At 35.8% G+C, this 25,118-nt stretch carries 22 protein-coding genes; 20 read left to right on the top strand and 2 right to left on the bottom strand.

Annotated features, from left to right (window positions below; all coding sequences use genetic code 11):
* Positions 1-61 precede the first annotated feature (61 nt).
* From CAT7_RS01065 to CAT7_RS00990, 16 genes are all read left to right on the top strand, one after another.
* Positions 62-1,564, top strand: coding sequence for a phytoene desaturase family protein (locus CAT7_RS01065; protein ID WP_007721026.1), 1,503 nt, complete (start codon positions 62-64; stop codon positions 1,562-1,564).
* A complete protein-coding gene (locus tag CAT7_RS01060; protein ID WP_007721024.1) occupies positions 1,557-2,969 on the top strand; it encodes an aldehyde dehydrogenase family protein in 1,413 nt (470 codons plus the stop codon). Before CAT7_RS01065 ends, CAT7_RS01060 begins: the two co-directional genes overlap by 8 nt.
* A gap of 65 nt (positions 2,970-3,034) precedes the next feature.
* A complete protein-coding gene (locus tag CAT7_RS01055; protein ID WP_231549457.1) occupies positions 3,035-4,090 on the top strand; it encodes a glycosyltransferase in 1,056 nt (351 codons plus the stop codon).
* A gap of 15 nt (positions 4,091-4,105) precedes the next feature.
* Positions 4,106-4,630, top strand: a complete 525-nt coding sequence (locus CAT7_RS01050; protein ID WP_007721020.1) for a hypothetical protein — start codon at positions 4,106-4,108, stop codon at positions 4,628-4,630.
* Between the two features lie 124 nt (positions 4,631-4,754).
* Positions 4,755-4,940, top strand: a complete 186-nt coding sequence (locus CAT7_RS01045; protein ID WP_007721019.1) for an OmpA/MotB family protein — start codon at positions 4,755-4,757, stop codon at positions 4,938-4,940.
* Positions 4,941-5,073: 133 nt separating this feature from the next.
* On the top strand, positions 5,074-5,520 hold the full coding sequence (locus tag CAT7_RS01040; RefSeq protein ID WP_007721018.1) for a CopY/TcrY family copper transport repressor: 447 nt from the start codon (positions 5,074-5,076) through the stop codon (positions 5,518-5,520).
* An 18-nt stretch (positions 5,521-5,538) separates the two neighbouring features.
* Positions 5,539-7,995, top strand: a complete 2,457-nt coding sequence (locus tag CAT7_RS01035) for a heavy metal translocating P-type ATPase (RefSeq protein WP_007721016.1) — start codon at positions 5,539-5,541, stop codon at positions 7,993-7,995.
* Positions 7,996-8,034: 39 nt separating this feature from the next.
* Complete coding sequence (locus tag CAT7_RS01030; RefSeq protein ID WP_007721015.1) at positions 8,035-8,238, top strand: heavy-metal-associated domain-containing protein; 204 nt, start codon at positions 8,035-8,037, stop codon at positions 8,236-8,238.
* A gap of 110 nt (positions 8,239-8,348) precedes the next feature.
* Positions 8,349-9,686 (top strand): aminopeptidase C, encoded by a 1,338-nt coding sequence (locus CAT7_RS01025; protein WP_007721013.1) that lies wholly within the window; start codon positions 8,349-8,351, stop codon positions 9,684-9,686.
* 102 nt (positions 9,687-9,788) lie between these two features.
* Positions 9,789-10,373: a TetR/AcrR family transcriptional regulator gene (locus CAT7_RS01020; RefSeq protein WP_407389372.1), complete on the top strand. Its 585-nt coding sequence runs from the start codon at positions 9,789-9,791 to the stop codon at positions 10,371-10,373.
* Positions 10,374-10,446: 73 nt separating this feature from the next.
* On the top strand, positions 10,447-11,571 hold the full coding sequence (locus CAT7_RS01015; protein WP_007721009.1) for an ABC transporter permease: 1,125 nt from the start codon (positions 10,447-10,449) through the stop codon (positions 11,569-11,571).
* Positions 11,571-12,245: an ABC transporter ATP-binding protein gene (locus CAT7_RS01010; RefSeq protein WP_007721007.1), complete on the top strand. Its 675-nt coding sequence runs from the start codon at positions 11,571-11,573 to the stop codon at positions 12,243-12,245. Before CAT7_RS01015 ends, CAT7_RS01010 begins: the two co-directional genes overlap by 1 nt.
* 451 nt (positions 12,246-12,696) lie before the next feature.
* Positions 12,697-13,896 (top strand): dicarboxylate/amino acid:cation symporter, encoded by a 1,200-nt coding sequence (locus CAT7_RS01005; RefSeq protein ID WP_007721005.1) that lies wholly within the window; start codon positions 12,697-12,699, stop codon positions 13,894-13,896.
* Positions 13,897-14,063: 167 nt separating this feature from the next.
* Complete coding sequence (locus tag CAT7_RS01000) at positions 14,064-15,740, top strand: formate--tetrahydrofolate ligase (protein ID WP_007720997.1); 1,677 nt, start codon at positions 14,064-14,066, stop codon at positions 15,738-15,740.
* 34 nt (positions 15,741-15,774) lie between these two features.
* Positions 15,775-16,410 (top strand): cyclodeaminase/cyclohydrolase family protein, encoded by a 636-nt coding sequence (locus tag CAT7_RS00995; RefSeq protein WP_007720995.1) that lies wholly within the window; start codon positions 15,775-15,777, stop codon positions 16,408-16,410.
* A 31-nt stretch (positions 16,411-16,441) separates the two neighbouring features.
* A complete protein-coding gene (locus tag CAT7_RS00990) occupies positions 16,442-17,005 on the top strand; it encodes a 5-formyltetrahydrofolate cyclo-ligase (RefSeq protein WP_007720994.1) in 564 nt (187 codons plus the stop codon).
* A 61-nt stretch (positions 17,006-17,066) separates the two neighbouring features.
* Here CAT7_RS00990 and CAT7_RS00985 read toward each other — a convergent pair whose 3' ends face one another.
* Entirely contained in the window at positions 17,067-17,504 is a 438-nt protein-coding gene (locus CAT7_RS00985) for an acyl-CoA thioesterase (RefSeq protein WP_007720992.1), read from the bottom strand.
* Positions 17,505-17,681: 177 nt separating this feature from the next.
* Here CAT7_RS00985 and CAT7_RS00980 point away from each other — a divergent pair, with 177 nt between their 5' ends.
* Both CAT7_RS00980 and CAT7_RS00975 read left to right on the top strand, forming a co-directional pair.
* Positions 17,682-18,812, top strand: coding sequence for an exonuclease SbcCD subunit D (locus CAT7_RS00980; protein WP_007720990.1), 1,131 nt, complete (start codon positions 17,682-17,684; stop codon positions 18,810-18,812).
* Between the two features lies 1 nt (position 18,813).
* The gene (locus CAT7_RS00975) at positions 18,814-21,873 is read left to right on the top strand and encodes an SbcC/MukB-like Walker B domain-containing protein (RefSeq protein ID WP_007720989.1); all 3,060 of its coding nucleotides are present in this window, start codon (positions 18,814-18,816) and stop codon (positions 21,871-21,873) included.
* 318 nt (positions 21,874-22,191) lie between these two features.
* Here the strand turns inward: CAT7_RS00975 and CAT7_RS00970 are convergent, their stop codons facing one another.
* Positions 22,192-22,749 carry a hypothetical protein gene (locus CAT7_RS00970; RefSeq protein WP_007720987.1) on the bottom strand — a complete coding sequence of 186 codons (558 nt, stop codon included), beginning with the start codon at positions 22,747-22,749 and terminating at the stop codon, positions 22,192-22,194.
* A gap of 372 nt (positions 22,750-23,121) precedes the next feature.
* Here CAT7_RS00970 and CAT7_RS00965 point away from each other — a divergent pair, with 372 nt between their 5' ends.
* Complete coding sequence (locus CAT7_RS00965) at positions 23,122-23,979, top strand: glycosyltransferase family 8 protein (protein ID WP_007720986.1); 858 nt, start codon at positions 23,122-23,124, stop codon at positions 23,977-23,979.
* 111 nt (positions 23,980-24,090) lie between these two features.
* Positions 24,091-24,945, top strand: coding sequence for a glycosyltransferase family 8 protein (locus tag CAT7_RS00960; RefSeq protein WP_007720984.1), 855 nt, complete (start codon positions 24,091-24,093; stop codon positions 24,943-24,945).
* Positions 24,946-25,118: the final 173 nt, after the last annotated feature.

The following is a 25,118-nucleotide window of genomic DNA, read 5'->3' as shown; positions in this document are numbered from 1 at the left end:
AGCACGATGTTTGAGTCTGGGGCTTTTCTTATACAATAAAGTACATGAGGAGTGTTTGAATATGTCATCTCAAAAAAAATCAGTCATTGTTATTGGCGGAGGATTAGGCGGAATTTCGGCAGCTATTTCACTGGCCCAGAGTGGGTATAATGTATCGCTTTTTGAACAAAATGATCATCTTGGAGGCAAGTTAAATCGTTTAGAACAAGACGGTTTTGGTTTTGATTTAGGTCCATCAATCCTAACAATGCCTCACGTATTTGAAAAATTATTTACAGACAGTGGACGTAAGATGGCTGATTATCTTTCTATTATTCAATTAGATCAACAATGGAGATCATTCTTTCCGGATGGTTCAGTTATTGATTTGTATGGTGATTTAGAGAAAATGTCTCGTGAAAATAAAGCGTTAAGTGAAAAGGACATGAATGAGTACAAAGAGTTCTTGTCTTACGCTAAAAAATTATATGATGCGACTGAAAAAGGCTATTTTGAAAAGGGATTAGACAAAACAGGAGAAATTTTTCGTGTTCATGGGTTAATAGGGGCAATGAAAGATTTTGATTATTTTTCATCCATGTATGATGCTATTGAAAAAAGAATCAGTAATCAAAAAGTCAGAGACATGCTGGCTTATTTTATCAAATACGTCGGTTCGTCCCCCTATGATGCTCCAGCAGTCTTAAATATGATGATTTATATGCAACATGCTCAAGGTGTTTGGTATGTACCAGGTGGGATGCATAAGATTGCAGACGGGCTGGTTAAATTAGCTCGCGAATTGGACGTGGAATTTCATACCGGTAAAGCCGTTACTTCATTGGTTAAAGATAACCAAAATCAAATTCAAGGCGTCCAATTTGCAGATGGCTCGTTAAAAAAGGCTGATTATTATGTTTCAAATATGGAAGTTATTCCAGTTTATAAAAAATTATTGAATGAAGATACGGATTTTATTGATAAATTAGAAAAGAAATTTGAGCCTTCAAGCTCTGGCTTAGTGCTGCATTTGGGTGTAAGTAAAGAATATCCTCAGCTTGCTCACCATAATTTCTTTTTCTCAGCTGATCCAGCTCACCATTTTGATACGGTGTTCAATAAGCATGAACTACCGGAAGATCCAACTATTTATTTAGTAAATGTGAATAAAACTGATCCAACTCAATCTAAACCAGGACATGAAAATATCAAAATATTGCCTCATATTCCTTATATCCAAGACAAACCCTTCACTAAAGAAGACTACTTGGACTTGCGTGAACGAGTCTTGATCAAATTAGAGAAGATGGGTTTAACAGATTTGCGACAACACATTGTGACGGAAGATATGTGGACACCGGATGACATTGAAAAAGCTTATGGATCACACAAAGGGTCAATTTATGGCACCGTATCTAACCGTAAAAAAAATCATGGCTTTAAGCATGCTAAACACAGTGAAAAGTATGACAATCTTTATTTTGTTGGAGGCACTGTAAATCCAGGTGGAGGTATGCCTATGGTTACTATGAGTGGTCAACAAGTTAGAGATAAAATCGTGCAACGAGACCAAGAAAATGAGTGATACAAAAAAAGTCAACAACCAAAAAATAAACTGGTCTATCATTCAACAACGTCAAAAAAGGAGAGTATCTGAAACAAGTCTTTCAGATATACGTTACCGCAAACAACAGTTGGTTACTTTTCAGTTAATGTTAGAAGAGAATCAAACGGAATTATTGAATACGCTTTATGAAGATCTGGGTAAACCACCTGAGGAAGCTTATGCTTCTGAAATTGCAGTATTGCTTCAAGAAATCGACTTTTTGAAACGTAAACTCAATCAATGGCAAAGAACTAAAAAGAAGCATCACGTTAGATTAAGTTCAGTTAGCAAAACAAGTATCCAGCATCATCCTTATGGATCGGTACTGGTTATTAGTCCTTGGAATTATCCTTTACATTTAGCACTTCTTCCTGCAATTGGGGCAATGGCAGCTGGGAATAGTTGCTTTATTAAACCTTCAGAATATGCACCTGCAACAGCCAATTTAATTGCACGATTAGTTGAACAGTATTTTTCACCGGATAATTTAATGGTTGTTACTGGAGATGCTTCAGTGGCTAGTGAATTATTAGAGTTGCCATGGGATTTCATTTTTTTTACTGGAAGTAAAAAGGTGGGTTCGATTGTTCATAAAGCTGCAGCTGCAAGACAGATTCCAATTGTGCTGGAATTAGGTGGAAAGAATCCTTGCATCGTTGACGAAACAAATCTAACTCCAACAGTTGTTCAACGTATCATTTGGGGTAAATTTTTAAATGCAGGACAAACGTGTATCGCTCCTGACACGGTTTATATTCATGAGTCTGTGTACACTGAATTTCTCCAACTAGCGACTGATCAAATCAAAGCATTTTATGGAACTCAACCGATTCACCATTCACGTTTCGGTCGGATTGTTCATGATAAACAGGTTGAAAAATTAAAGGATTATTTGGAACAAGGAAAAATCTATTATGGTGGACAGGTAGATACTGCTAATCGGTTTATTGAACCAACACTATTAACCAATATTCCAGTTGATAGTTCGATTTTACGTGAAGAAATATTTGGTCCAATTTTGCCCGTCATTCCTTATACTGATTTAACAACCTTAGTTCATCAATTGAAAGATTATCCTGATCCGTTAGCTGTATATGTGTTCAGTAAAGATAGAGAAACTAGTCAGTTTTTGAAAAGAGAATTGCGTTCAGGAGCGTTCAGTTTAAATCAAGTAATTTTACATGCTGTCAGCTCACATAGTCCTTTTGGTGGAGTCGGAGCAAGTGGTTTTGGGCGCTATCATGGAATGGCTAGTCTAGCTACTTTTAGTTATTTGAAGATGGATTATGAAAATATTTTGCCTTTCAATAGCCAAAAACAATACCCACCATATCAAACAAATGATTTGAATTTGCTTCGTAAATGGAGGCGTTGGTTATTTTAGAAGTGGAAAGTATCGTAATCGTTTTTTGTGTTTTGACAGCCCTAGCTCTCGTTAGTGGTTTCCTTATGCTTTGGAAAGTTCCTTTAGCACTCAAGAAAGAGCAACAGCTAAGTTTTGGAAAAACGGTATCCATTATTATTCCTGCTAGAAATGAAGAAAATCGTTTGCCCAAATTGCTAAAGTCATTAAAAGAACAATCCGTCTATAACATAGAAATAATAGTAGTCGATGATGATTCAAAAGATCAAACGGTTGCGATTGCTAAAGGTTATGGCGCTAAAGTAATCCAGAGAGCGAGTTCTGAGGAAGATATTGGGAAATCCGCTGCTTGTTGGCGTGGAGCCCAAAAGGCCAATGGAGATTGGTTACTCTTTTTAGATGCAGATACGTGCTTTGAAAATCAATTTAGCTTACAACATTTACTAAATACGTATCAAACGGTTGGTGGAGATGGCATTCTATCTTTTCAGCCTTATCATAAAATAACCCATTTATACGAAAATATGTCAGCCGTTTTTAATATTATTTTAATGGCTGGAATGAATACTTTTACACCTATAGGTGATAAACTTAAAACAGCTGGATCTTTTGGTCCCTGTATTTTGTGTACAAGTGAAGAGTATTTTAGTGTGGGCGGTCACAAAGAAATACAAGGGGCAATCATGGATGATTTAGCTTTAGGAGAGTTATTCGCCAAGAAGGACTTCCCAGTTCGTTGTTACAGCGGAAAAGAAACCATTTCTTTCCAAATGTATCCAGAAGGAATGAAAACATTGGTAGAAGGATGGACAAAGAGCTTCGGGACTGCGGCACAATCTACTCATCCAATAGTCACGTTAATGATATCAAGCTGGATTAGCGGAAGCTTTTTCTCTATGATTGCATTAATTGGCGCGTTGAGTACAACCCACTATAGCCTGTTAGTAGCAACTAGCCTTTTGTGTATCTTGTACCTAACGCAGTTTTATTGGTTGGCCAGACGAGTAGGGAACTTTAAGTTTTATGCGCTTGTCTTCTATCCGTTCCAATTTTTATTTTTTGTTGGATTGTTTGTCTGGTCACTTATTTTAACAAAAGTTTTTCACCGGGTGAAGTGGCGAGGGCGTAATATAGAAGTATAGTGGAGGGAAAATGCAATGCAGCTAATAGAATTATCTGTTTTCTGGACCATCGTTGTTGATAGTGTCGCTTGGCTTTTTTTTCATTTAGCTATTTCTATGTTTACGTTGAGTTTACCTGACCACTTTTTTCAAAAAAATTCCTTACTGTATCGAACTAGGAAATGGGAAGCTGAAGGACAATTTTGGCAAAACCATTTTAATGTTAAGAAATATGCCAAATATATTCCCGAAGGTTCTCGTATTTTAGGAAGTGGCTTTTATAAAAGAAAGTTGCAACAGAAAGAAATGAACTATTTAGAAACCTTTATAATCGAAACAAAAAGAGCAGAACTCACTCATTGGCTTTCTATTCTGCCTTCAGGATTGTTTTTTTTCTGGAATCCCGTTTGGGCAGGGTGGATCATGGTTATTTACGCATTGATGTTTAATGTACCGATTATATTAGTGCAGCGCTATAATCGACCACGTCTAGAAAAAGTATTCAACCGTAAAAAAGAAAAATACGAACAAAAAAAAGCTCATTCTAGCAGTATAGAATGAGCGTTTTCTTGTTTAGAAGAGACTTAAAAAAACTAAGTTAATTCCCTATATGGTCAGTAGAGATAAATGACCGATTAGTATGGGTATTTGGAGGAATTATGATGGGAGGCTTAATTATTGGATTTTGATCAATGATCATAAGGCTTATCAAAGAACGGGAATTGATCCAAAGCGCGTTTCTGTAGTAGGATATGGTGAATACCGACCAAAAGCAGATAATAAAACAAAAGAAGGTCGACTTGAAAATAGACGGGTCGATATTTTGATTTTAAATAGTGAGTACAATGATACTGAACAAACAACACAATAAGAAAAGAGTGAAACTTCGCTCTTTTTTTATTGTGTTGTTTTTTTTTGAATGTAAATAGTTGACAAAAAACGATTACGAATGTAAACTATAAATATAGAACGATTACGAATGTAGTCGAAAGGAGTGAAACTTAATGATTAGTAACATTCAACCGAATATTTCCGATGCTGAATGGGAAATCATGCGAGTAGCTTGGACGAACCAAACGGTAACGAGTAAGCAAATTACAGCAATAGTAAAAGAAAAAATGAATTGGAAACAAGCGACGATAAAAACATTGATTGGTCGACTCGTTGATAAAGGCATGTTGCAAACAGAAGCTGTTGGCAATAAGTATTTGTACAGCCCGTTAATTACTGAAGAAGAAAGTTTGAAAAGTAAAACCAACGATTTTTTTGATCAGGTCTGCAATCGAAAAGTTGGACAAACAATTGCCAATCTTATTAGTGAAGCAACGTTAAGTCACGCAGATGTAAAAATGTTGGAAGAGCTTTTAAAAGAAAAAAGAAACGAAGCAGTCGATGTCGTTTCATGCGATTGTATTCCTGGTCAATGTGATTGCCAAAACCATCAGCACTAAAAAAAGGAGTGGATAAAGGTGATTGAGAAATCATTTACGATTGAAGGTATGAGTTGTGCATCTTGTGCGCAAACAATTGAAAAAGCAACTAAGAAATTACCGGGAGTTCAAGAATCAAGTGTGAATTTAGCTACTGAAAAAATGCATATTCGTTACGATGAAGCGAGTCTGACAGACAAAGACATTCAAGAAGTAGTCAGTCAATCCGGCTATAAAGCTTTAACAAATACAAAGCAGAAAACATTTGTAATTGAGGAAATGACCTGTGCGTCTTGTGCTCAAACAGTTGAAAAAGCTACTGGTAAATTGCCTGGTATAGTAAGTGCAAGTGTCAATTTTGCTACAGAAAAAATGTCGGTCCAATATGACCCAGATCAGTTAGTCTTATCGGATATTACAAGTGCTGTCAAAGATGCGGGTTATGAAGCTCATGAAGAAATTGAAACACGAGATGCGGTAGACGTGGATCGTGAGAAAAAGGCTCAACACATAAAAAATATGTGGCAACGTTTTTGGATTTCAGCAGTATTTACGATTCCGTTATTGTACATTTCAATGGGACATATGTTAGGAATGCCTTTACCTGAAGCAATAGATCCCATGATGAATGCTGGAACGTTTGCTTTAACGCAATTGATTTTAACCGTGCCAGTTGTATTTTTAGGAAGAGAATTCTTTAAAGTAGGCTTTAGAGCGTTATTCAAAGGTCACCCAAATATGGATTCGCTCGTCGCATTAGGAACGAGTGCAGCCTTCTTGTATAGCTTGGTTGCTACGATAGGAATAATAATGGGAAATACTGATTTAGCGATGGAACTTTATTATGAATCTGCGGCAGTTATTTTGACATTAATCACCCTCGGTAAATACTTTGAAGCTCTTTCAAAAGGAAAAACTTCTGAGGCCATTAAGAAATTAATGGGACTTGCTCCGAAAAAAGCTAGCGTGATACGCAATGAACTAGAGGTTGAAGTCACCATTGATGAAGTACAAGTAGGTGACATTATTATCGTCAAACCAGGTGAAAAGATGCCGGTCGATGGAGTCGTTGTTGAAGGAATCACTTCAGTAGATGAGGCAATGCTGACAGGAGAAAGTATACCGGTTGAAAAAACAATCGGCGATGCAATCATTGGAGCAAGTATCAATAAAAACGGGACAATTCAATACAAAGCAACGAAAGTCGGAAAAGATACAGCTTTATCTCAAATCATTAAACTGGTTGAAAATGCACAAGGTTCAAAAGCGCCGATTGCCAAACTAGCTGATATTATTTCGGGTTACTTTGTACCAATCGTTATCGTTTTGGCCGTTTTATCAGGTTTGGCTTGGTATTTGGCAGGCGAGTCTGGCGTATTTGCTTTAACGATTGCAATCTCCGTATTAGTCATCGCTTGTCCATGTGCACTAGGTTTAGCGACACCGACAGCAATTATGGTTGGTACCGGAAAAGGTGCAGAACACGGAGTATTAATTAAAAGTGGTGGAGCGTTAGAAAAAACACACAAAATCCAAACGATTGTTTTTGATAAAACGGGTACAATCACAGAAGGCAAGCCTGTAGTCACCGATATCGTAACAGTTAATGACCTGGCTGAAGAAGACTTGCTGATTCTTGCAGCGTCTGCTGAAAAAGGGTCCGAACATCCACTAGGAGAAGCCATTGTTCATGGTGCAGAAAATAAAGGATTAACATTTCTTAAGATACAATCGTTTAATGCGCTGCCAGGGCATGGTATTGAGGTGAACATTGAGAATCAGTCTATCTTATTAGGAAATAAAAGACTCATGCTAGACCGTGGTATTTCGCTTGATTTAGTAGAAATGACAGCTGATACACTAGCTGGAGAAGGAAAAACGCCAATGTATATTGCTAAAGACGGTCAAATGGCTGGGATTATTGCTGTTGCAGATACTGTAAAAGAAAATAGTTTGAAAGCTATTGAGAAATTGCATAAAATGGGACTAGAAGTAGCTATGATTACTGGTGACAATAAACGAACAGCCGAAGCGATTGCCAAACAAGTTGGAATAGACCGGGTATTAAGTGAAGTAGTACCAGAAGAGAAAGCAAATGAAGTTAAAAAATTACAAGCAGAAGGAAAAATCGTTGCGATGGTTGGAGACGGTATTAATGATGCTCCTGCTTTAGCACAAGCGGATATCGGAATCGCTATTGGAACAGGTACAGATGTCGCTATGGAATCTGCTGATATTGTGTTGATGAGAAGTGATTTGATGGATGTACCAACTGCTGTTGAATTAAGTAAAGCTACTATCAAAAATATCAAAGAAAATTTATTTTGGGCATTTGGCTACAATGTTCTTGGGATTCCGATAGCAATGGGATTCTTGCATGTCTTTGGCGGACCGTTATTAAATCCAATGCTAGCTGGAGCAGCAATGAGTTTTAGTTCAGTATCTGTCTTGATTAACGCTTTGCGCTTGAAAAGATTTAAACCCGCTGTTAAATAAAAGCTTAAAAAACACTTGAAAGAAATGGAGCGATGAAGAATGAAAAAAGAATTAACGATTGAAGGCATGAAATGTGATGGTTGTGCCAGTACAGTAGTTGAAAAGTTGGAGTCTATTGACGGGGTTGAACGTGTAGCGGTTGATTTAAAAACTAAACAAGCTATCGTTGAAAGCCAAAATGAAATTGATGAAGCAGAATTTAACCAAGCACTAAGCGGCACAAATTATCAAGTAGCTAAATAATTATGAAGTAAGGCTGGATTAATCCAGTCTTTTTTTTATTTTAAATGAATCAACTTGCTAGATAAACTAAAGAAGAGTAACATATTGAGTAATATTTAGGAGGAATGAAGATGGGAATCGATAACGAATTATTAGTAGAATTTAAAAACAGATTTGATGCAAATAGCACAAATCAAGTCATTAAAGGTGCAATAGCAAAAGTCGGTATTGATGACGCTTCTTTAGACAACAATGTATTAAGACGACACTCTTTTGAGTTTTCAAATGAAACAAAACGTGGCACGATAACAAATCAAAAATCTAGTGGCCGGTGTTGGATGTTTGCGGCTTTAAATACCGCTCGTGTTGACACAATGAACAAATTAAATATGGAAAGCTTTGAGTTTTCTCAAAACTATACGCTTTTTTGGGATAAATTAGAAAAAGCAAATTATTTCTTGGACAGCATTTTAGAAACGCTAGATGAAGCCCAAGATTCTAGAATTATTGCTCATCTATTGATGGATCCAGTTCAAGATGGCGGACAATGGGATATGTTTTCAGGCCTATTAGAAAAATATGGTGCTGTTCCTAAATCAGTTATGCCGGAAACGTTTCATTCTTCTAACACAAGCAAATTAAATGCAGTACTAACATCTAAATTAAGAGAATTTGCTTATCAACTACGTGAAGGACATAAAACAGGATTGACCTTAAATGAACTGACAGCTAAGAAAGAAACGATGTTATACTTCATTTATAGCGTACTGGTAAAATCTCTGGGAGAAGTTCCTGAAACATTCGCTTACACATACCGAGATAAAGATGGCGAATACCGTCGCATTCAAGATAGTACACCACAAAATTTTTTCAAAGAGTATGTGGGTTGGGATTTGACGAATTTGGTTAGCTTGTTAAATGCGCCAACTGAAGATAAACCTTTCGGAAGAGCGTATACGGTTAAATATTTAGGAACCGTTAAAGAAGCTAAACCGATTCAATACATCAATGTTCCAATTCAAGCTTTAAAAGCAGCAGCAGTGGCTTCTATTAAAGATGGCCAACCTGTATGGTTTGGCTGTGATGTAGGCAAAATGTTGGTAAAAGATGTTGGAATTATGGATGAAAAAAGTTACAGTTATGAGTTGACGCTAGGCGAAGGCAATGGATTAACAAAAGCTCAACGCTTAGATTATGGGGACAGCTTATTGACACATGCAATGGTCTTTGTTGGAGTAGACTTAGATGAACAAGGTCAACCCTTAACATGGAAGGTCGAAAATAGCTGGGGAGACAAAGCTGGTAAAAAAGGCATTTATTCTATGAGTGATAAATGGTTTGAAGAGTTTAATTATCAAATTGCAGTAGATAAGAAATACGTTTCTGAAGAATGGCTAAAAGCTTTAGATGAACCGATTATTGCATTAGAACCATGGGATCCTATGGGTGCTTTAGCGTTAGTGAAATAGAAATAAATAAGGGTGTGAAGGAAAGAACTTCATCCCCTTATTTATTTTGCTTTTAGAGGGTGAGAACGTGATATAATCTGTAATAGAAAAGAAAAAGAAGGGATGATTTCGGTGGCAAGAGAAAAGAAATTTTCAACAGAAGAGATTTACTTGCATACACATGAACTTCTGATAAAAGAAGGATACGAACATTTTTCGTTTAGTTTGTTAGCTAAATCTTTGCAGGTATCAAGAGCAGCCATTTATAAATACTATACGAATAAAGATGAATTAATGAATGATTATTTGATTTGTCAGATGGAACAAATGATGAAAGATTTTAATCATACTGAATGGTCTTTAAATTACTCTGAGCAGTTCGATCAATTATTTGAGTTGATCTTTAAGTACCGCGAAATCCACTTGATATCAAATGCTATTCCTCACAATAAAATCAAAATCAGTCCAGAAAATCAAAAGCGAAAAGAAATTATCTCTGCAGATGTACACGGTCATTTTTTTAAACACATTCAACAATTTATAAAAACGGGTAAAAAGAATGGACAGCTGAAAGAAGAATTACCAGATAGTTTAATTGTTAATATGATATTTCATAGCATCAACATACCAGACCATTCTAATTTAAGTCTGGAAGAAAAAGCGTATTTTATTAAACTAATCATAAAAAATGGTATTTTCACTATTTAAAGTGACACTTGTGTAACTTTGCTGTATACTACTTATTGTAAAGATAAGTATTCAAAGAAATGGGGTAGGATAAATGTTTTTAGCATTAAAAGAATTAAAGCATTCCAAAGGGAAATTTATGATGATTGGTTTAATTATCGTCTTTATTTCGTGGCTAGTGTTTGTATTATCTGGTCTTGGAACAGGATTATCTGATTTAGCAACTTCAACGTTAAAATATTCAGAGGCAGATTATGCTGTTTTTGAAGATGAAACGGATTTTAGTTTTTCAAAATCAATTCTTTCTGAATCTGTCGAGAAAGAGATTCTAAAACAAGAGGGCGTAGATGCTGTTGCTTCGATGGGGACTGTTTCTGCTTCTATCCGTTCAGCAGCTAGTGATGAAAAAAATGCCACTAAAACGGATGTCCTTATAGCAGGTATTCAGCCTGGATCTTTTATGGAGCCAACGGTTAATGCTGGTGAAAATTTGACTAGCAACAATTTAAACGGTGTGATTGTAGATGATTCACTGAAAGCAGATGGCTTTTCTTTAGGTGACGTGTTGGCAATCAATGGTTCCAATGAAGAAGTAGAAATTATAGGTTTTGTTCATAATCAAACATTAAATCATCAACCGGTCATATTTACGCAGATGGACAAATTTCGTGCGGTGAAGTATGCTGCACCTGGTTCAGATACAGGTATTGAAAATCCGGTTAACGGAATCTTAGTTCAAGGAACTGATGTAGATACAAAGAAAGTAGAAGAAGCTGTCGGTGAAATCGAAATGGGCACAAAAGATGAAGCGGTAAATGCAGTTCCAGGTTATGCAGCTGAGAACGGCACAATCACTATGATGCTGTGGTTTTTAATTATTATTTCAGCATTTATTATTGGCGTGTTCTTCTATGTATTAACTAACCAAAAAACGCAACAGTTTGGTGTATTAAAAGCTATTGGGGGAAGCAACTGGTTTGTCATCAAAACGGTTATTTCTCAAGTGTTTATTTTATCAGCAGTCAGCATTTTAGTAGGAATTGGATTGACCTATTTAACGGCTGCAGTACTACCTGAAGGAATGCCATTTAATTTGCAACTTCCAATGGTTGTGATCTATAGTATTGTGTTACTAATAATAAGTGTTTTAAGTTCGTTATTTTCTGTCATGAAAATTTCAAAAATCGATCCGCTAATAGCATTAGGGAGGGTGGAATAATGGCTAGTATTCAATTGGAAAATGTAACTAAACGCTATAAAGATAGCGAAAGAGAAACAATCGCTTTGGATCAGGTTTCTCTGACGGTAGATAAAGGAGAATTCGTGGCTATTATTGGGCCATCTGGTTCAGGAAAAAGCACTTTTTTATCTATTGCTGGAGCTTTATTGAAGCCAACTGATGGAGAAGTATTTATTAAAGATAAAGCTATTTCATCTTTAAATGAAAAAGAATTAGCACATGTACGTTTGGAACAAATTGGATTCATCTTGCAAACAGCGAACTTGATACCGTATTTGACAGTATTAGATCAACTGTTGGTAGTCGTAAAAATGAAAGGCGCTATCACTGAAGAAATGAAAAAAATAGCCACTGAATTATTAGAAGATTTGGGATTAGGTATGAAACTTAAAAAATATCCTAATGAACTATCTGGTGGTGAAAGACAACGTGTCGCTATTGCTCGTTCATTTGTAAATAATCCAGATATTATTTTAGCAGATGAACCAACAGCTAATTTAGATACAGCACGTGCACATGAAGTGGTACAATTGATTTCAAAAGAAGTGAAATCGCGTAACAAAGCAGCCATCATGGTTACACATGATAAACGCATGTTGAAATATTGTGACCGAGTTTACCGCATTGAAGATGGAATACTGAAAGAAGAATAAATAAATCAATACTAATAAAGAGAGTATCAATAATGAATTAGCTGGCAGATGTTCGGGATTGTTCCGAATCTGTGCCAGCTATTTTTTTTTGTGGAATAGACGGGGTAACTTGTGAAGCCATGGGAGCATTTTAAGCTTAAAGACCATAATCTTAAAACTTTTAAGCTTCAAACCAAACGTAATCGCTGAAGCGTCAACGCTCGGTAATTCGCATTGAATCCTTTACACGGCTACAAGCAACCCTATTCCTCCAGAAATTCCAGCTAATTATTTCAATGCATTTATCAACACCAATAGTTACAGACCTTTTTTTTGTTGAATAATTTTCAAATCAACTAACCACTTTTTTTTTGATTAAAAAATGGTTAGAAATAAAAAAGTGTGTTAGGATAGTTAAGGAAGAATTTATTAAAAAGATAGATTTTTCTTTATATATAAGGAGTGAGAAAAAATGAAAAAAATTAAATTAGGATTAGTAACCAAATTACTAATAGCAATTGTTTTAGGTATTATTTTTGGTCAGTTGACTTTTTTACCAGATTTTATTATTGAGATACCCGTTACGATTTCCGCTCTATTTAGCAGTTTGCTAAGTTTTATTATTCCATTAATGATTGTTGGATTCGTAGTGATCGGGATTGCCGATTTGACACAAGGAGCTGGAAAGCTACTGGGAATCACCACATTGATGTCCTATTCGTCAACATTGATTGCTGGAGTTATTGCTTACGTTGTTGCGTTTAATATATTTCCTTTGTTTATAGATGCTAGTTTAAGCAAAGCCGTTATTGGTGAGCAGGCAAGTCTTGAACCGTTATTTTCAATTCCTTTAGAACCCCTAATGGATGTTACTTCTGCTATTGTTTTTTCTTTTATGTTTGGCATTTGTATTTCTTGGCTAAAAGGTCAAGGTAAAGGAGAAACAATGTACAACTTTTTTAGTGAATTTAGTCTAATCATTACTAAATTACTTAATTCACTGATAATTCCAGGATTGCCTATTTTTATATTTGGTAATTTTGTCAACTTGAGTTATACAGGAAGTGTTTTTTCAATACTTGCAATTTTTTGGAAAGTATTTATTGTTGTGATTAGTGTGCAGCTTATTCTTGTTTCCCTCTTTTTTATTATTGCAGGAATCTATACAAAGAAAAATCCGTTCACATTAATCAAAAATCAAATTCCAGGCTATGTAACGGCTGTTGGAACGCAATCCTCTGCGGCTACTATCCCTGTTAACTTAGAGATTGCTAAAAAGAATGGGGTATCCACTCAAATTCGTGAATTTATTATCCCTTTATGTGCGACCATCCATTTGTTGGGAAGTATTGTGACAGTCGTTTCATGCGTGACAGCAGTATTGTTGATGTACAATATGCCCGTACACTTTGGAATGATGGCCGGTTTTATTGCTATGTTGGGTGTAGCAATGGTGGCTGCACCAGGTGCACCAGGTGGGGGAATTATGAGTGCTTTACCTTTTATGACGATGGTTGGCATCGATCCGACTGGTGTACTGGGAAATCTTTTAATCACACTTTATTTGACACAAGATAGTTTTGGTACAGCTGCAAATGTTTCAGGCGACAACGCTATTGCAGTTATCATGGATAAAATTTACCACAAACATATTCTGAAAAAGACAAATTAAAAGCAAGTAAAGAAGAGGCGTTTAAGCTTATTTTTAAGCAAAACGTCTCTTTTTTATAGAAAAAAGGATGTTCAATAACAACTTGAATAAATCTACAAAATCAACCGAGAAAAATGGTAATATAAGGGTAAGTATTATTTGAGTTGAAACAAAGTGGAGGGATATAATTGGACTATAAAACAGATGTCATGATTGCACAAGAAGCTGAAATGGAACCAATAGTAGCGATAGCTAAAAAGTTAGGCATTAATGATGAGGCTATTGAACAATATGGTAAATACAAAGCTAAAATCAATGAAACAGAAATTACAGATTTGGATACTAGAAAAGACGGGAAATTGATTCTTGTAACGGCCATCACGCCTACACCTGCTGGAGAAGGCAAAACAACTACGGTAGCGGGATTGGGAGATGGACTTCAAAAAATAGGTAAGAAAGCAGCCATTGCTTTAAGAGAACCTTCATTAGGGCCAGTATTTGGTATGAAAGGTGGTGCAGCTGGTGGTGGATATGCTCAAGTAGTACCGATGGAAGACTTAAATCTGCATTTTACAGGTGATTTCCATGCGATTAGTGCAGCAAACAATTTGTTAGCTGCTATGTTAGATAATCATATTCATCACGGAAATACTTTAACTATTGATACACGAAACATTACGTGGAAGCGAGTAGTAGACATGAATGATCGTCAATTGCGTTATATTGTTGATGGTTTAAACGGCAAAACAAATGGTGTTCCACGCGAAGATGGATTTGATATTACCGTAGCTTCTGAAATTATGGCTATCTTATGTTTGTCTATGAATATGGATGAAATGAAAGAGAAGTTGAAAAAAATTATTGTAGGGTACACCGTTGCTGGGCAACCCGTTACAGCCGGAGACTTAAAGGCACATGGGGCGATGGCAGCCTTACTGAAAGATGCGTTGAAACCAAATTTAGTTCAGACTTTGGAACATACTCCTGCTTTTATTCATGGCGGTCCATTTGCTAACATAGCACATGGTTGCAATAGCATTAAAGCAACTAAATTAGCTTTGAAATACGCGGACTACGTTGTAACTGAAGCCGGCTTTGGTGCCGACTTAGGGGCAGAAAAATTTATGGATATCAAATGCCGGTTATCGGGATTGGAACCCTCAGCAGTCGTTGTTGTCGCAACAATTAGAGCATTGAAAATGCATGGTGGGATGGCTAAAAAAGAACTGAAGAAAGAGAACCTTTTAGCTCTTGAAGAAGGGTTGCCTAACTTAATAAAGCATATTGAAAATATGCAAACGGTATTTGGAATGCCAACTGTTGTAGCCATTAATAAGTTCCCCACAGATACGGCTGAAGAATTAGCTTTAGTAGAAGAAAAGTGCCTAGCGATGGGTGTTCGGGTCGTTTTATCAGATGTCTGGGAAAATGGCGGGAATGGCGGACAAGATTTAGCTAGAGCAGTTGTCGAGCTAGCAGATCAAGAGAGCACGTTAACTTACGCGTATGAATTAGAGGATTCATTAGTGGATAAAATGACTAAAGTTGTACAAAAAGTGTATGGTGGCGAAGGAATCGTATTAGCACCTGGAGTGAAAAAAGAAATCGCCAATTTAGAAGCGCTTGGATTTGGGAATATGCCTATCTGTATGGCGAAAACGCAATATTCGTTTTCAGATGATAAAAATAAATTAGGCCGTCCAGAAGATTTTACCGTTACAATAAAAAAAGTAAAAGTATCAGCTGGGGCAGGGTTTATTGTAGTTTTAACTGGAGATATCATGACGATGCCAGGGTTACCTAAAGTACCAGCAGCCGAATCTATTGATGTTCTGGCTGATGGAAGAGTTATTGGATTATTTTAATTTCTTTATAGATTAAAGAAAGAAGGTTAAGACAATGAAAGAACAAACCATTGAGCAGTTTTTAACAGATTTATCCGCAAAACAATCTACTCCTGGAGCAGGTGGTGCCGCAGCATTAGTGGCTGCATTAGGCTCCTCTTTAGGTAGTATGGTTGGAAATTTCACACTGGGAAAGAAAAAATATCAAGCGGTTGAATCGGAAGTTGAGACGATTGTTGAAGAGCTAGAACAAATAAAATGGTGCTTGGAAGGGTTAATTCAAAAAGACGCAGATGCTTTTTATCCTTTAGCACAAGCGTATAAGCTGCCTAAATCAACACCAGCTGAAATAAACTACAAAGAAAAAGTCATAGAAGAAGCTTTAGTAGGCGCTTCAGTTGTCCCAATTGAAATAATGGAAAAGGCCTTAAGAGCAATTGAACTGCTGGAACAGATGTCAAAAATAGGCAATAAAATGTTGATTGCGGATGCGGGAACGGGCATTGTTTTTTGTAAAGCTGCTTTAGAAGGTGCTAGTTTGAGTGTTTACATCAATACAGCTTCGATGAAAAATAGGCAAAAAAAAGAAGCTTTAAACCTAAAAGCTGACCTGTTGCTAGAAAAAGGGACAATTCTCGCAACGAACGTTTATCAAAAAATCAGTCTGCTATACAAATCATCAAGCCAATAAAGCTTTAAGACTGGGAAAAGAAGGACAACCAATGACAGAAGAAATGACTAAACCTTTTTTGCGTCAGAAGATGATTTCTTTCTTGAAAAATATTTCTTCGGAAGAAAAAGTGGCTATTGAAAAAAAGTTAGAAGAAAACTTATTTAAATCCGAGGAGTGGAAAGCAGCCAAGCGTGTTGGGGTCACACTTTCTCAAGGATTTGAATGGAATACGTTAGGTGTTATTGAACGAGCATGGCAAGAAGGAAAAATTGTTTGTGCACCAAAGTGTGTTCCACAAACTAAGGCAATGATATTTTATGATTTCACTAGTTTAGAACAACTAGAAAAAGGCTTCTATAACCTCATCGAACCTAAAACTCAAGAGACAAAAGAAGTGAGTAAAACAGAAATTGATTTAGTATTGGTACCCGGGTTGGTTTTTGATACGAAAGGTTTTCGAATCGGGTTTGGTGGAGGGTATTATGATCGCTTTTTAACCGACTTTCCTAACCACACAGCTGCTCTTATTTATTCGAAACAACTAACCGCTGGATTTCCAATTGAGTCGTTTGACATACCTGTTCAAAAACTAATTACTGAAATAACTGACTGATAAAAAATAAACCAAAAAGACAGCTTACTTTGTCTTTTTGGTTTTTACTAATTGCTGAAACTTATTTTGATAAATCGATTCCCAAATAATCGTTGAATAAATCATACATTTTTGTCTGTTCTTTTTTCAATGAAATAGGACGATTAGTTTTATCTAAGAAGCAATGTTTACTTTCCCCAGTAGTTCGCAATACACCGGTAGCTTTATCTATTATCCTATAGGAAATAGTCAAACGAATACCGTTAAACTCTTCAATCTTAGGAATAATGAAGACACGGTCATTGTAGTAAACCATCGATTTATACGTACACGTGATTGCTAAAACAGGAATGATAATCCCCAGTTTTTCCATTTGATCATAACCAAAACCCAATTGATCCAATAAATTGGTTCTGGCTTCTTCAAACCACCGAATATAATTTGAATGGTGGATGATTCCCATCTGGTCTGTTTCATAGTATTGAGCTTGATGTTCGTATAAGTCAAAATTTGTTTGCATGATCTTACCTCATTCCTATCAATTGATTAATACAAGCATAGCATAAGTTGGAATGTTTTTTTAGCTAGCAAATAAAACAATTAAAAAGAGAGTTGGTTTTAGTTTCAACAGTTGGTGTTTTCAACGAATTATTCGTAGTATACTAGAAGCAATAGAGGATTATAAAGGAGAGTACTTATGCGATTATTACATACAGCAGACTGGCACATTGGGAAAATTGTCAATGAACTGTCGATGTTAGAAGACCAAGACTATTTTCTTGATCAACTCATAGAAAAATTAAAAACAGTAAAAGTAGATGCTGTGATTATGGCTGGAGATTTATATGACCGGGCCATGCCGTCAAAAGAGGCTGTTGCCTTAGCCAATAAGGTATTGACAAGACTGGTTCAAGAAGTTAACGTCCCCGTATTGGTGATAGCAGGTAACCATGATAGCAATGAACGGGTAGAATATGGGGCGGATTTATTAGCGACCAATCAGTTATACATTGAAGGAACCGTAAAAGAAAAGACACGAAAAGTAACCATTAAAGGAGTCAATTTTTATTTAATGCCTTTCGCAGACTATGCCTATATTCGGGAACTGCTACAAGATGAGTCCATTAAAAGTTTAGAAGATGCTGCTAGAGTGCAGATTGAAGCCATAAAAAAAGAAATGGATCCAACAGAAATCAATGTTTTAATTGCACATGGATACGTCATTAATTTGAGCAATGATACTTCTGAAACAACCGACTCAGAAAGGCCGCTTAGTATTGGAACAGCCGAATATGTTAGTGTTGAATTATTTGAGGCATTTGATTATGTTGCATTGGGACATTTGCATAAAGCTCAAAAAGTAAAACACGACCGGATACGTTACAGTGGGTCGATAATGAAATATTCAAAATCAGAAGCTGTCCATAAAAAACAACTATCTTTAGTGACGTTAGAAAAAAATCATGTTGAAATCGAACCCATTTATATCCAGCCTAAAAGAGATATGAGAGTCATAAAAGGGTTGTTTGACAACATAATGGAACAGAAATCTGAGGACTATGTCTTTTTTGAACTACTAGACGAAAATTTTGTTATGGATGCAATGAATCAATTGCGTCGTCGTTATCCAAATGCCATGGGTCTGGAGTATACGGCTAAGAAAGAACGCGAAGAAAGTTCTTCAGCTATGCATCAAGAACAATTGAAAAAATTATCAATCCAAGATATTTTTGCGGACTTTTACGCTCATTACAAAGAAAAAGAATTGACGACTGAACGAAAAGAGATTATTGACAGTCTGTTGCATCAAATGGAAAGAGGCGAATAAGATGAGACCTTTAAAATTAGTGATGAATGCTTTTGGCCCTTACAAAGAAAAAGTCGTGATTGATTTTACTCAATTTCAGCAACAAACCCTTTTTCTTGTGAGTGGACCCACGGGAGCAGGAAAGACCACAATCTTTGATGCGATTGCCTATGCTTTATACGATGATGCCAGTGGTACAAGTCGGGGGAAAGATTCCTTTAAATCGCAATTTGCTTCAGATGAGGTGTTGTGTTTTGTCGAGCTAGAGTTTGAAATAGCGGGCAGAAATTATTTCATAAAAAGAAGTCCCGTTCAAATTGGACCCGGAAAAAATGGGAAATTAAAAAAATGGTCCTCAGAGGTTGAATTTCATCACAATGGAACGGTTACGACTAAAATTAGTGAAGCCAATAAAGAAATCCAAGAATTGCTTTCTTTATCGTATGAGCAATTTAAACAAATTGTTATGTTGCCTCAAGGTGAGTTTAAAAAGATGTTGGAATCCAACAGTGCCGATAAAGAAAAGATTTTTCGGAATATTTTCCAAACGGATACGATCAAAGACTTGCAATCCTTATTAAAAGATAAAGCCAGTAATTTAAAACAAGGAATGGATCAAAGTGAAAGTACTTTGCAACAATTTGTCGGAATGATTCCTGAAAATAGCAATGAAATACTCAGAGAAGCTATCCTTTTATATGACATCCCAACCATCATGGAAGAATTGACTCGATTAGTTGAAAGTTACAAAGCAAAGATTCAGTTACTTGAAAAAGAATTAGCAACATTAGACACGTTGTCTCATAATAATCAGCGAAAGATTGATTTGCTAGTAGCTTTAGAAATTCTTGAAGAAGAAAAAGAAATTTTGGGAAGCAATGCAGAACTCATTGAGGCGAAACGTTTGGGACTATCGTTAGCTAAACAAGCTGAAGAATGTTTTGAAACCAAACAACAAGTAGAACGCATCGCTAATGAAAAACAAGCTATTGAACTAGAACTAACCAAAGAACAAAAACAGCTGACTGAAACAGCAGAGTGTTTACTAGAAACAGAAAAAATGTATCACAGTTTACAAGTTGCCTACAAAGAATTGCCGAATAAGCGAGAAGCGTTAATAAGCTTGAAGGAGCAAGAAAAACAACTCAGCGAAAAAACTACTAAAGAAAAGGCTATTGGTGAGCTGGAGCAAGAAAATGATGCGAAACAACAAGCTATCAAACAGTTGGAAAATCAAGTCTTTATTGGTAAAGAACAGTTGGAGAAACAAGAGCGCACATTGCAAGAAATCCAACAAGCTAAAACCAGCATCATGGAAAAGCAACGTGAGACAAGCAAACTTCAACAAGACCAACATGAAACAAAAAGGCAGCAAGAAGTTTTACTAGTGTTCAGTGGTTATTTAACAAAAAGAGCTGCTAAACAAAAAGAATTTCATGAAATAGAATCTAAATTTAAGCAAGTAGAAAGCCATTATCAAGAACAACGACTAATCTATAACCGAAATATTGCTGGGATACTAGCTAGTGAATTAAAAAAAGAACAAGCCTGTTCTGTTTGCGGTTCGCTCCATCATCCTTCTCCTGCAAAACTGGGTCAAGATACGGTTTCAAAAGAAATCCTGGAAGAATTAGAAGCAAATAAAAATGAAATTGGTAAGCAATTTGACCGGATTTCCATTGAACTGCAAGGATTGAGTGAAGCCATTCAATCAAATGAAAAGCAATTGGGTATTCAGTCTACTGCATTACAGGATGAACAAAGCAAAATTGAACAACGGATATCTGAAGAAACTATGAAGCAAGAGAAATTGACCGGAGAACTAAAAGCTTTGCAAAAAAATATTGCTAAAGAAGAGCAGGCTGAAAAGGAAAAACGTGATACAGCACGACAAGTAAGTGAAAATGAAGCAAAAATGCAACAACTTGCATCGGCTGTTCAATACAATACAAAGCGTATCATTGAATTGAAGATAGAAATCGATACGTTGCAAACGAAGTTAACGCTAACGGACCTATCGGCTATACAAATAGAAATTAGTGAAAAAATAAATGAAATCACTCGTATAGAAGAAGAATACAGCGAGGCACAAGAAAAGAAAGTTAGATTAGAAAAAGCGCAAACACAGTACCAGACGAGTACAAAAGCTTATGAAAAACAATTGAGTACATTAATGGAACGTGAGACAGATGTAAAAGAAGTCTTTGCTCAGAAGTTAAGTGAAAGTCAATTGGATGAGAGTTTTGAAAAATATTTAGTGGGAAAAGAAGCTAAGCTGCAGTTGATCGATGAAATAGCAGCTTTTGATAAGAAAATGTGGACGAATCAAACCAGTATGTTAGAGAAAAAAGGGAATCTTGCTAAAGAAGGAGCCGAACAATCGATTGAAACCTATCAAACAAAGAATCAAGCAATAGAATTAGAAAGCACTGCATTTAAAGAACAACTGCGTGAGTTAATTGGAACGGAAAAAACGGTCCAATCCATTCTTTCACAAATTCAATTCAACTATCATGCGAAAAAAGGACAACAAGAAGAATATTTAATGTACAAGGAATTGTCAGAAATGGCTAATGGCTCAAAAGAAACCGATTATATTTCTTTTGAACGCTATGTTCTGGGTATTTATTTTGAAGAAATCATAGAAGCAGCCAATACACGATTTACTCAAATGACCATTGATCGGTATGTGCTTATTCGAAATAAAGAAAAAACAAAAGGGGCAGGTCCAAAAGGCTTAGATCTAGATGTATTTGATAATTACACGGGTATGAAAAGAAGTGTGAAGACATTGTCTGGCGGAGAAAGTTTCAAAGCCTCTCTCGCACTTGCTTTAGGATTGAGTGATGTTATTCAAAATCACAGTGGCGGAGTTAGTGTGGATACATTATTTATTGATGAAGGTTTTGGGACGTTAGATGCAGAGTCATTAGATAGCGCTATTGAAACATTGTTTGAATTAAATCAAAGAGGTCGATTAGTAGGTATTATTTCTCATGTTGAGGAATTAAAAACAAGGATACCGGTCCATATTGAAGTAACAAAATCATCAGAAGGTAGCCAAGCTGCGATCAAAATGTAAAAAGAGAAGCAACGATCCTTTGATGGAGATGATTTATATAAATAACAGTTAGAGCCAAAAGAAGCTACACAGCTTCTTTTGGCTCTATACTTTTTAGTGTGGATAAATGAATTTAGTTCCTGCTTAACATTCTGGAGGAATAGGATTGCTTATAGCCTGGTGAGGTATTCAATGAGAATGACACAGCTTTAACGCTTTAGCGATTAGGCTGTGTTTGAGGCTTGAAAAATCTTAAATCTTTAGGCTTAAGACGGTACCAGGGCTCTTACAAGAAAATCCGGCTAGTTCATAAGAATTTATTGAAGCATCCACACTATTTTATGATAATAATAATTGCGGTTTAGATTGTTCTTGAGCAACTGTCTGTAAATAGCCCAACAAAGAGCCAGCATAAATAGGTACAAATATGGGGACTTGGCTTAAATCTTCAGGGGTAATAAAATGAGGTTCTTTTTCAAATGTATAAATACCACTTTCACTGAGAACGGATGCGACAAATTGTGAACAAAAGAAAGAATCTCTTCGATCAAAATCAATATTCAAAGCTAAAGTGATTAGGCCAATTAAATTATAACGATAAATGTCTTTAGTTTGATTATAAAAAGAGAGCAGTTCAACGAGTGATTCATATTGCTGTTCAGAAATTTCGCAACAATAAATAGCGCATTGAGCTCTTAAAAAATAGGGACGAGTTAAATCTTCTTCTATAAAGCCGCCTAAAAAGGGATTATGTGTATATTTGCGACCAAAACTATAGGGTTTTAGCAAAGTAGGTTCCAGTGCAATAGAAGCATGATTATAAGTTGCTTTTGTATATAATTTAATCGTTTTAGACAGAACGGTATTTGTATCAGTTAACATAAGATAAATTTTCATTATAAGACCTTCATCTCTTTACTTTTTAGTCATCAAAAAAAGTTAGTTAAACTACCTCTATTTTCGATTTTTAATCAATATGAGTCCTTTTAGTTGTTTTTGATTTCATTTTTAGTATACATGAATTTCAAAAAAATTCTATGGGTCTAAAGTCTATAATTCATTTAACTATAAGGAGTGTAAGCAAGTGGGTATGAGGTTTAAGTGCTTGAAAAGTAGCGTTTTTCTTTTCTTTTTAAAGTAAATGCTGTTATATCAAGGCGTATCGTTTGAAAAAAATAAAATAAAGAGGTAGAATTTTGTATAGAGATAATTCAAATCTTAATTAAATTTTAATTATTTTTTAACAAAAGATAGAAAGGATGGTTTGAAATGGGAGAAAGAAAGCTTATTCCAATTGTAAGTGCGGCAGATAATAATTACGCCCCTTACCTAAGTGTGACCCTAAAAACAATTTTAGATCATCTGTCTAGTGCTTATGATGTAGCTTTTTACATTATTGATGATCATATTTCAGCAGACAGCAAAAAAAAATTAGCAAAAGTTATTTCCAATCATACTGCTACAATTGACTATTTGGAAGTCGATTCAGAATTGTATGCGGATGTAATGGAAAGTGATCATATCACACAAACAGCGTACTATAGAATATCGTTACCAGATTTGTTAAAAGATAAAAACTATGAAAAAGTAGTGTATATCGACAGCGATGTCTTAGTACTAGAGGATATTTCTAAACTGTATGAAACGGACATAGGAGATAAAGTAGTAGGTGCCGTTATTGATCCTGGACAAGCGGTCGTTCATCCTAGGTTAGGTATCGAAACAGAGGATTATTATTTTAATTCAGGCTTACTGTTGATTGATTTAGACAACTGGCGCAAAGCGCAAATTACTGAAAAAACGTTATCGTTTCTTGAAAAACAGATGGATAAAATCATCTATCATGATCAAGATGCCTTAAATGGAACGCTTTACGAGAAGTGGTACGGACTTCATCCAAAATGGAATGTGCAAACTTCTTTAGTATTTGAAAGACACCAACCCCCAAATGAGGAATATGCAAAGTCATACAAAGAAGCGATTCGCCAACCATCTATTATTCACTTTACTGGACATGATAAACCATGGAACTCAGATGAGTACCATCCTTATGCCGAGAAATATTTGGCAGAATTAAGCAAAACTCCTTTTAGTGATGAAGTATCAAAGAAGGATGCAGTCAACTAGAAATCTTAAAGGATTAGAAGGAATGTCCTTCTAAATAAAAGGATATCTTACCTTTTCTTATTTTGGATGAGTTAGGATAAGAACAACAGCAAATTTAAGGAGGAATTACCAATGGTTGAACAAAGAAGTATCTCAATTGTATCGTCGAGCAATGAAGCGTTTGTTCCACACTTGGCAACGCTGTTTCGCTCACTTTTAACAACAAAACAAACACATACAACTTTTCATTTTTATGTAATTGATGACAATATTTCACTCCATTCAAAATTTTTATTAAATCGTACAGTGGGAGAGTACGATGCAAGAATCAGTTATGTCACAATTGATCCTACCGAGTTCGCAGGCGCAGTAGAGAGTGACCGTATCCCACAAACGGCTTACTACCGTATTTCAATTCCGAATCTATTAAAGGAAACTAAACGTGCCATTTATATGGATTGTGATATGATTTCTTTAGAAGATATTGAAGGCCTTTGGGAAGTGGATTTAGGTGATAAATTGCTTGGTGCCGTTGAAGATGCTGGATTCCATAACCGTCTAGAAAAGATGGGCATTGAAAGCGAAACGGATCTTTACTTTAATTCAGGCCTTATGGTAATGGATTTAGAAAAATGGCGTGAAGAGAAAATAACCGAACAAGTTTTAGCTTTCATTGAAAATAACCCTGAAAAATTAAGATTTCATGATCAAGATGCATTAAATGCTATCTTACATGATAGATGGTTAGAACTTGATCCACGTTGGAATGCACAAACCTATATGATGTTGCAAGAAGTAGAACATCCAACAATTCAAGGTCAATTAAAATGGGATGAAGCAAGAGAAAATCCAGCAGTTATTCATTTCTGCGGACATGCGAAACCTTGGAATGCAGATTCAAATCATCCATTTAAAGAGCAGTATTTTGATATTCGTGAAAAAACATTTTTCCCAATAAAAAAGAAACCAAGTTACTCTAAGGATTAGGAACACGAACTTAATAGTAATAAAAAAGATGGGCCTTGGACATTTTGTTCCATACCCATCTTTTTTTAGATAGTTGAACATTAAAAACGGTATAAATTTTAAATGAGATTTTTATGGAAGAACTAGGATCATGAGCAGAATACGTGTATTCATTTTATGAATCAAATATACTG

It is taken from the genome of Carnobacterium sp. AT7 (genome assembly GCF_000171855.1).
GTDB lineage: Bacteria > Bacillota > Bacilli > Lactobacillales > Carnobacteriaceae > Carnobacterium_B > Carnobacterium_B jeotgali.
This window is presented reverse-complemented; position numbering and strand designations above follow the sequence as displayed.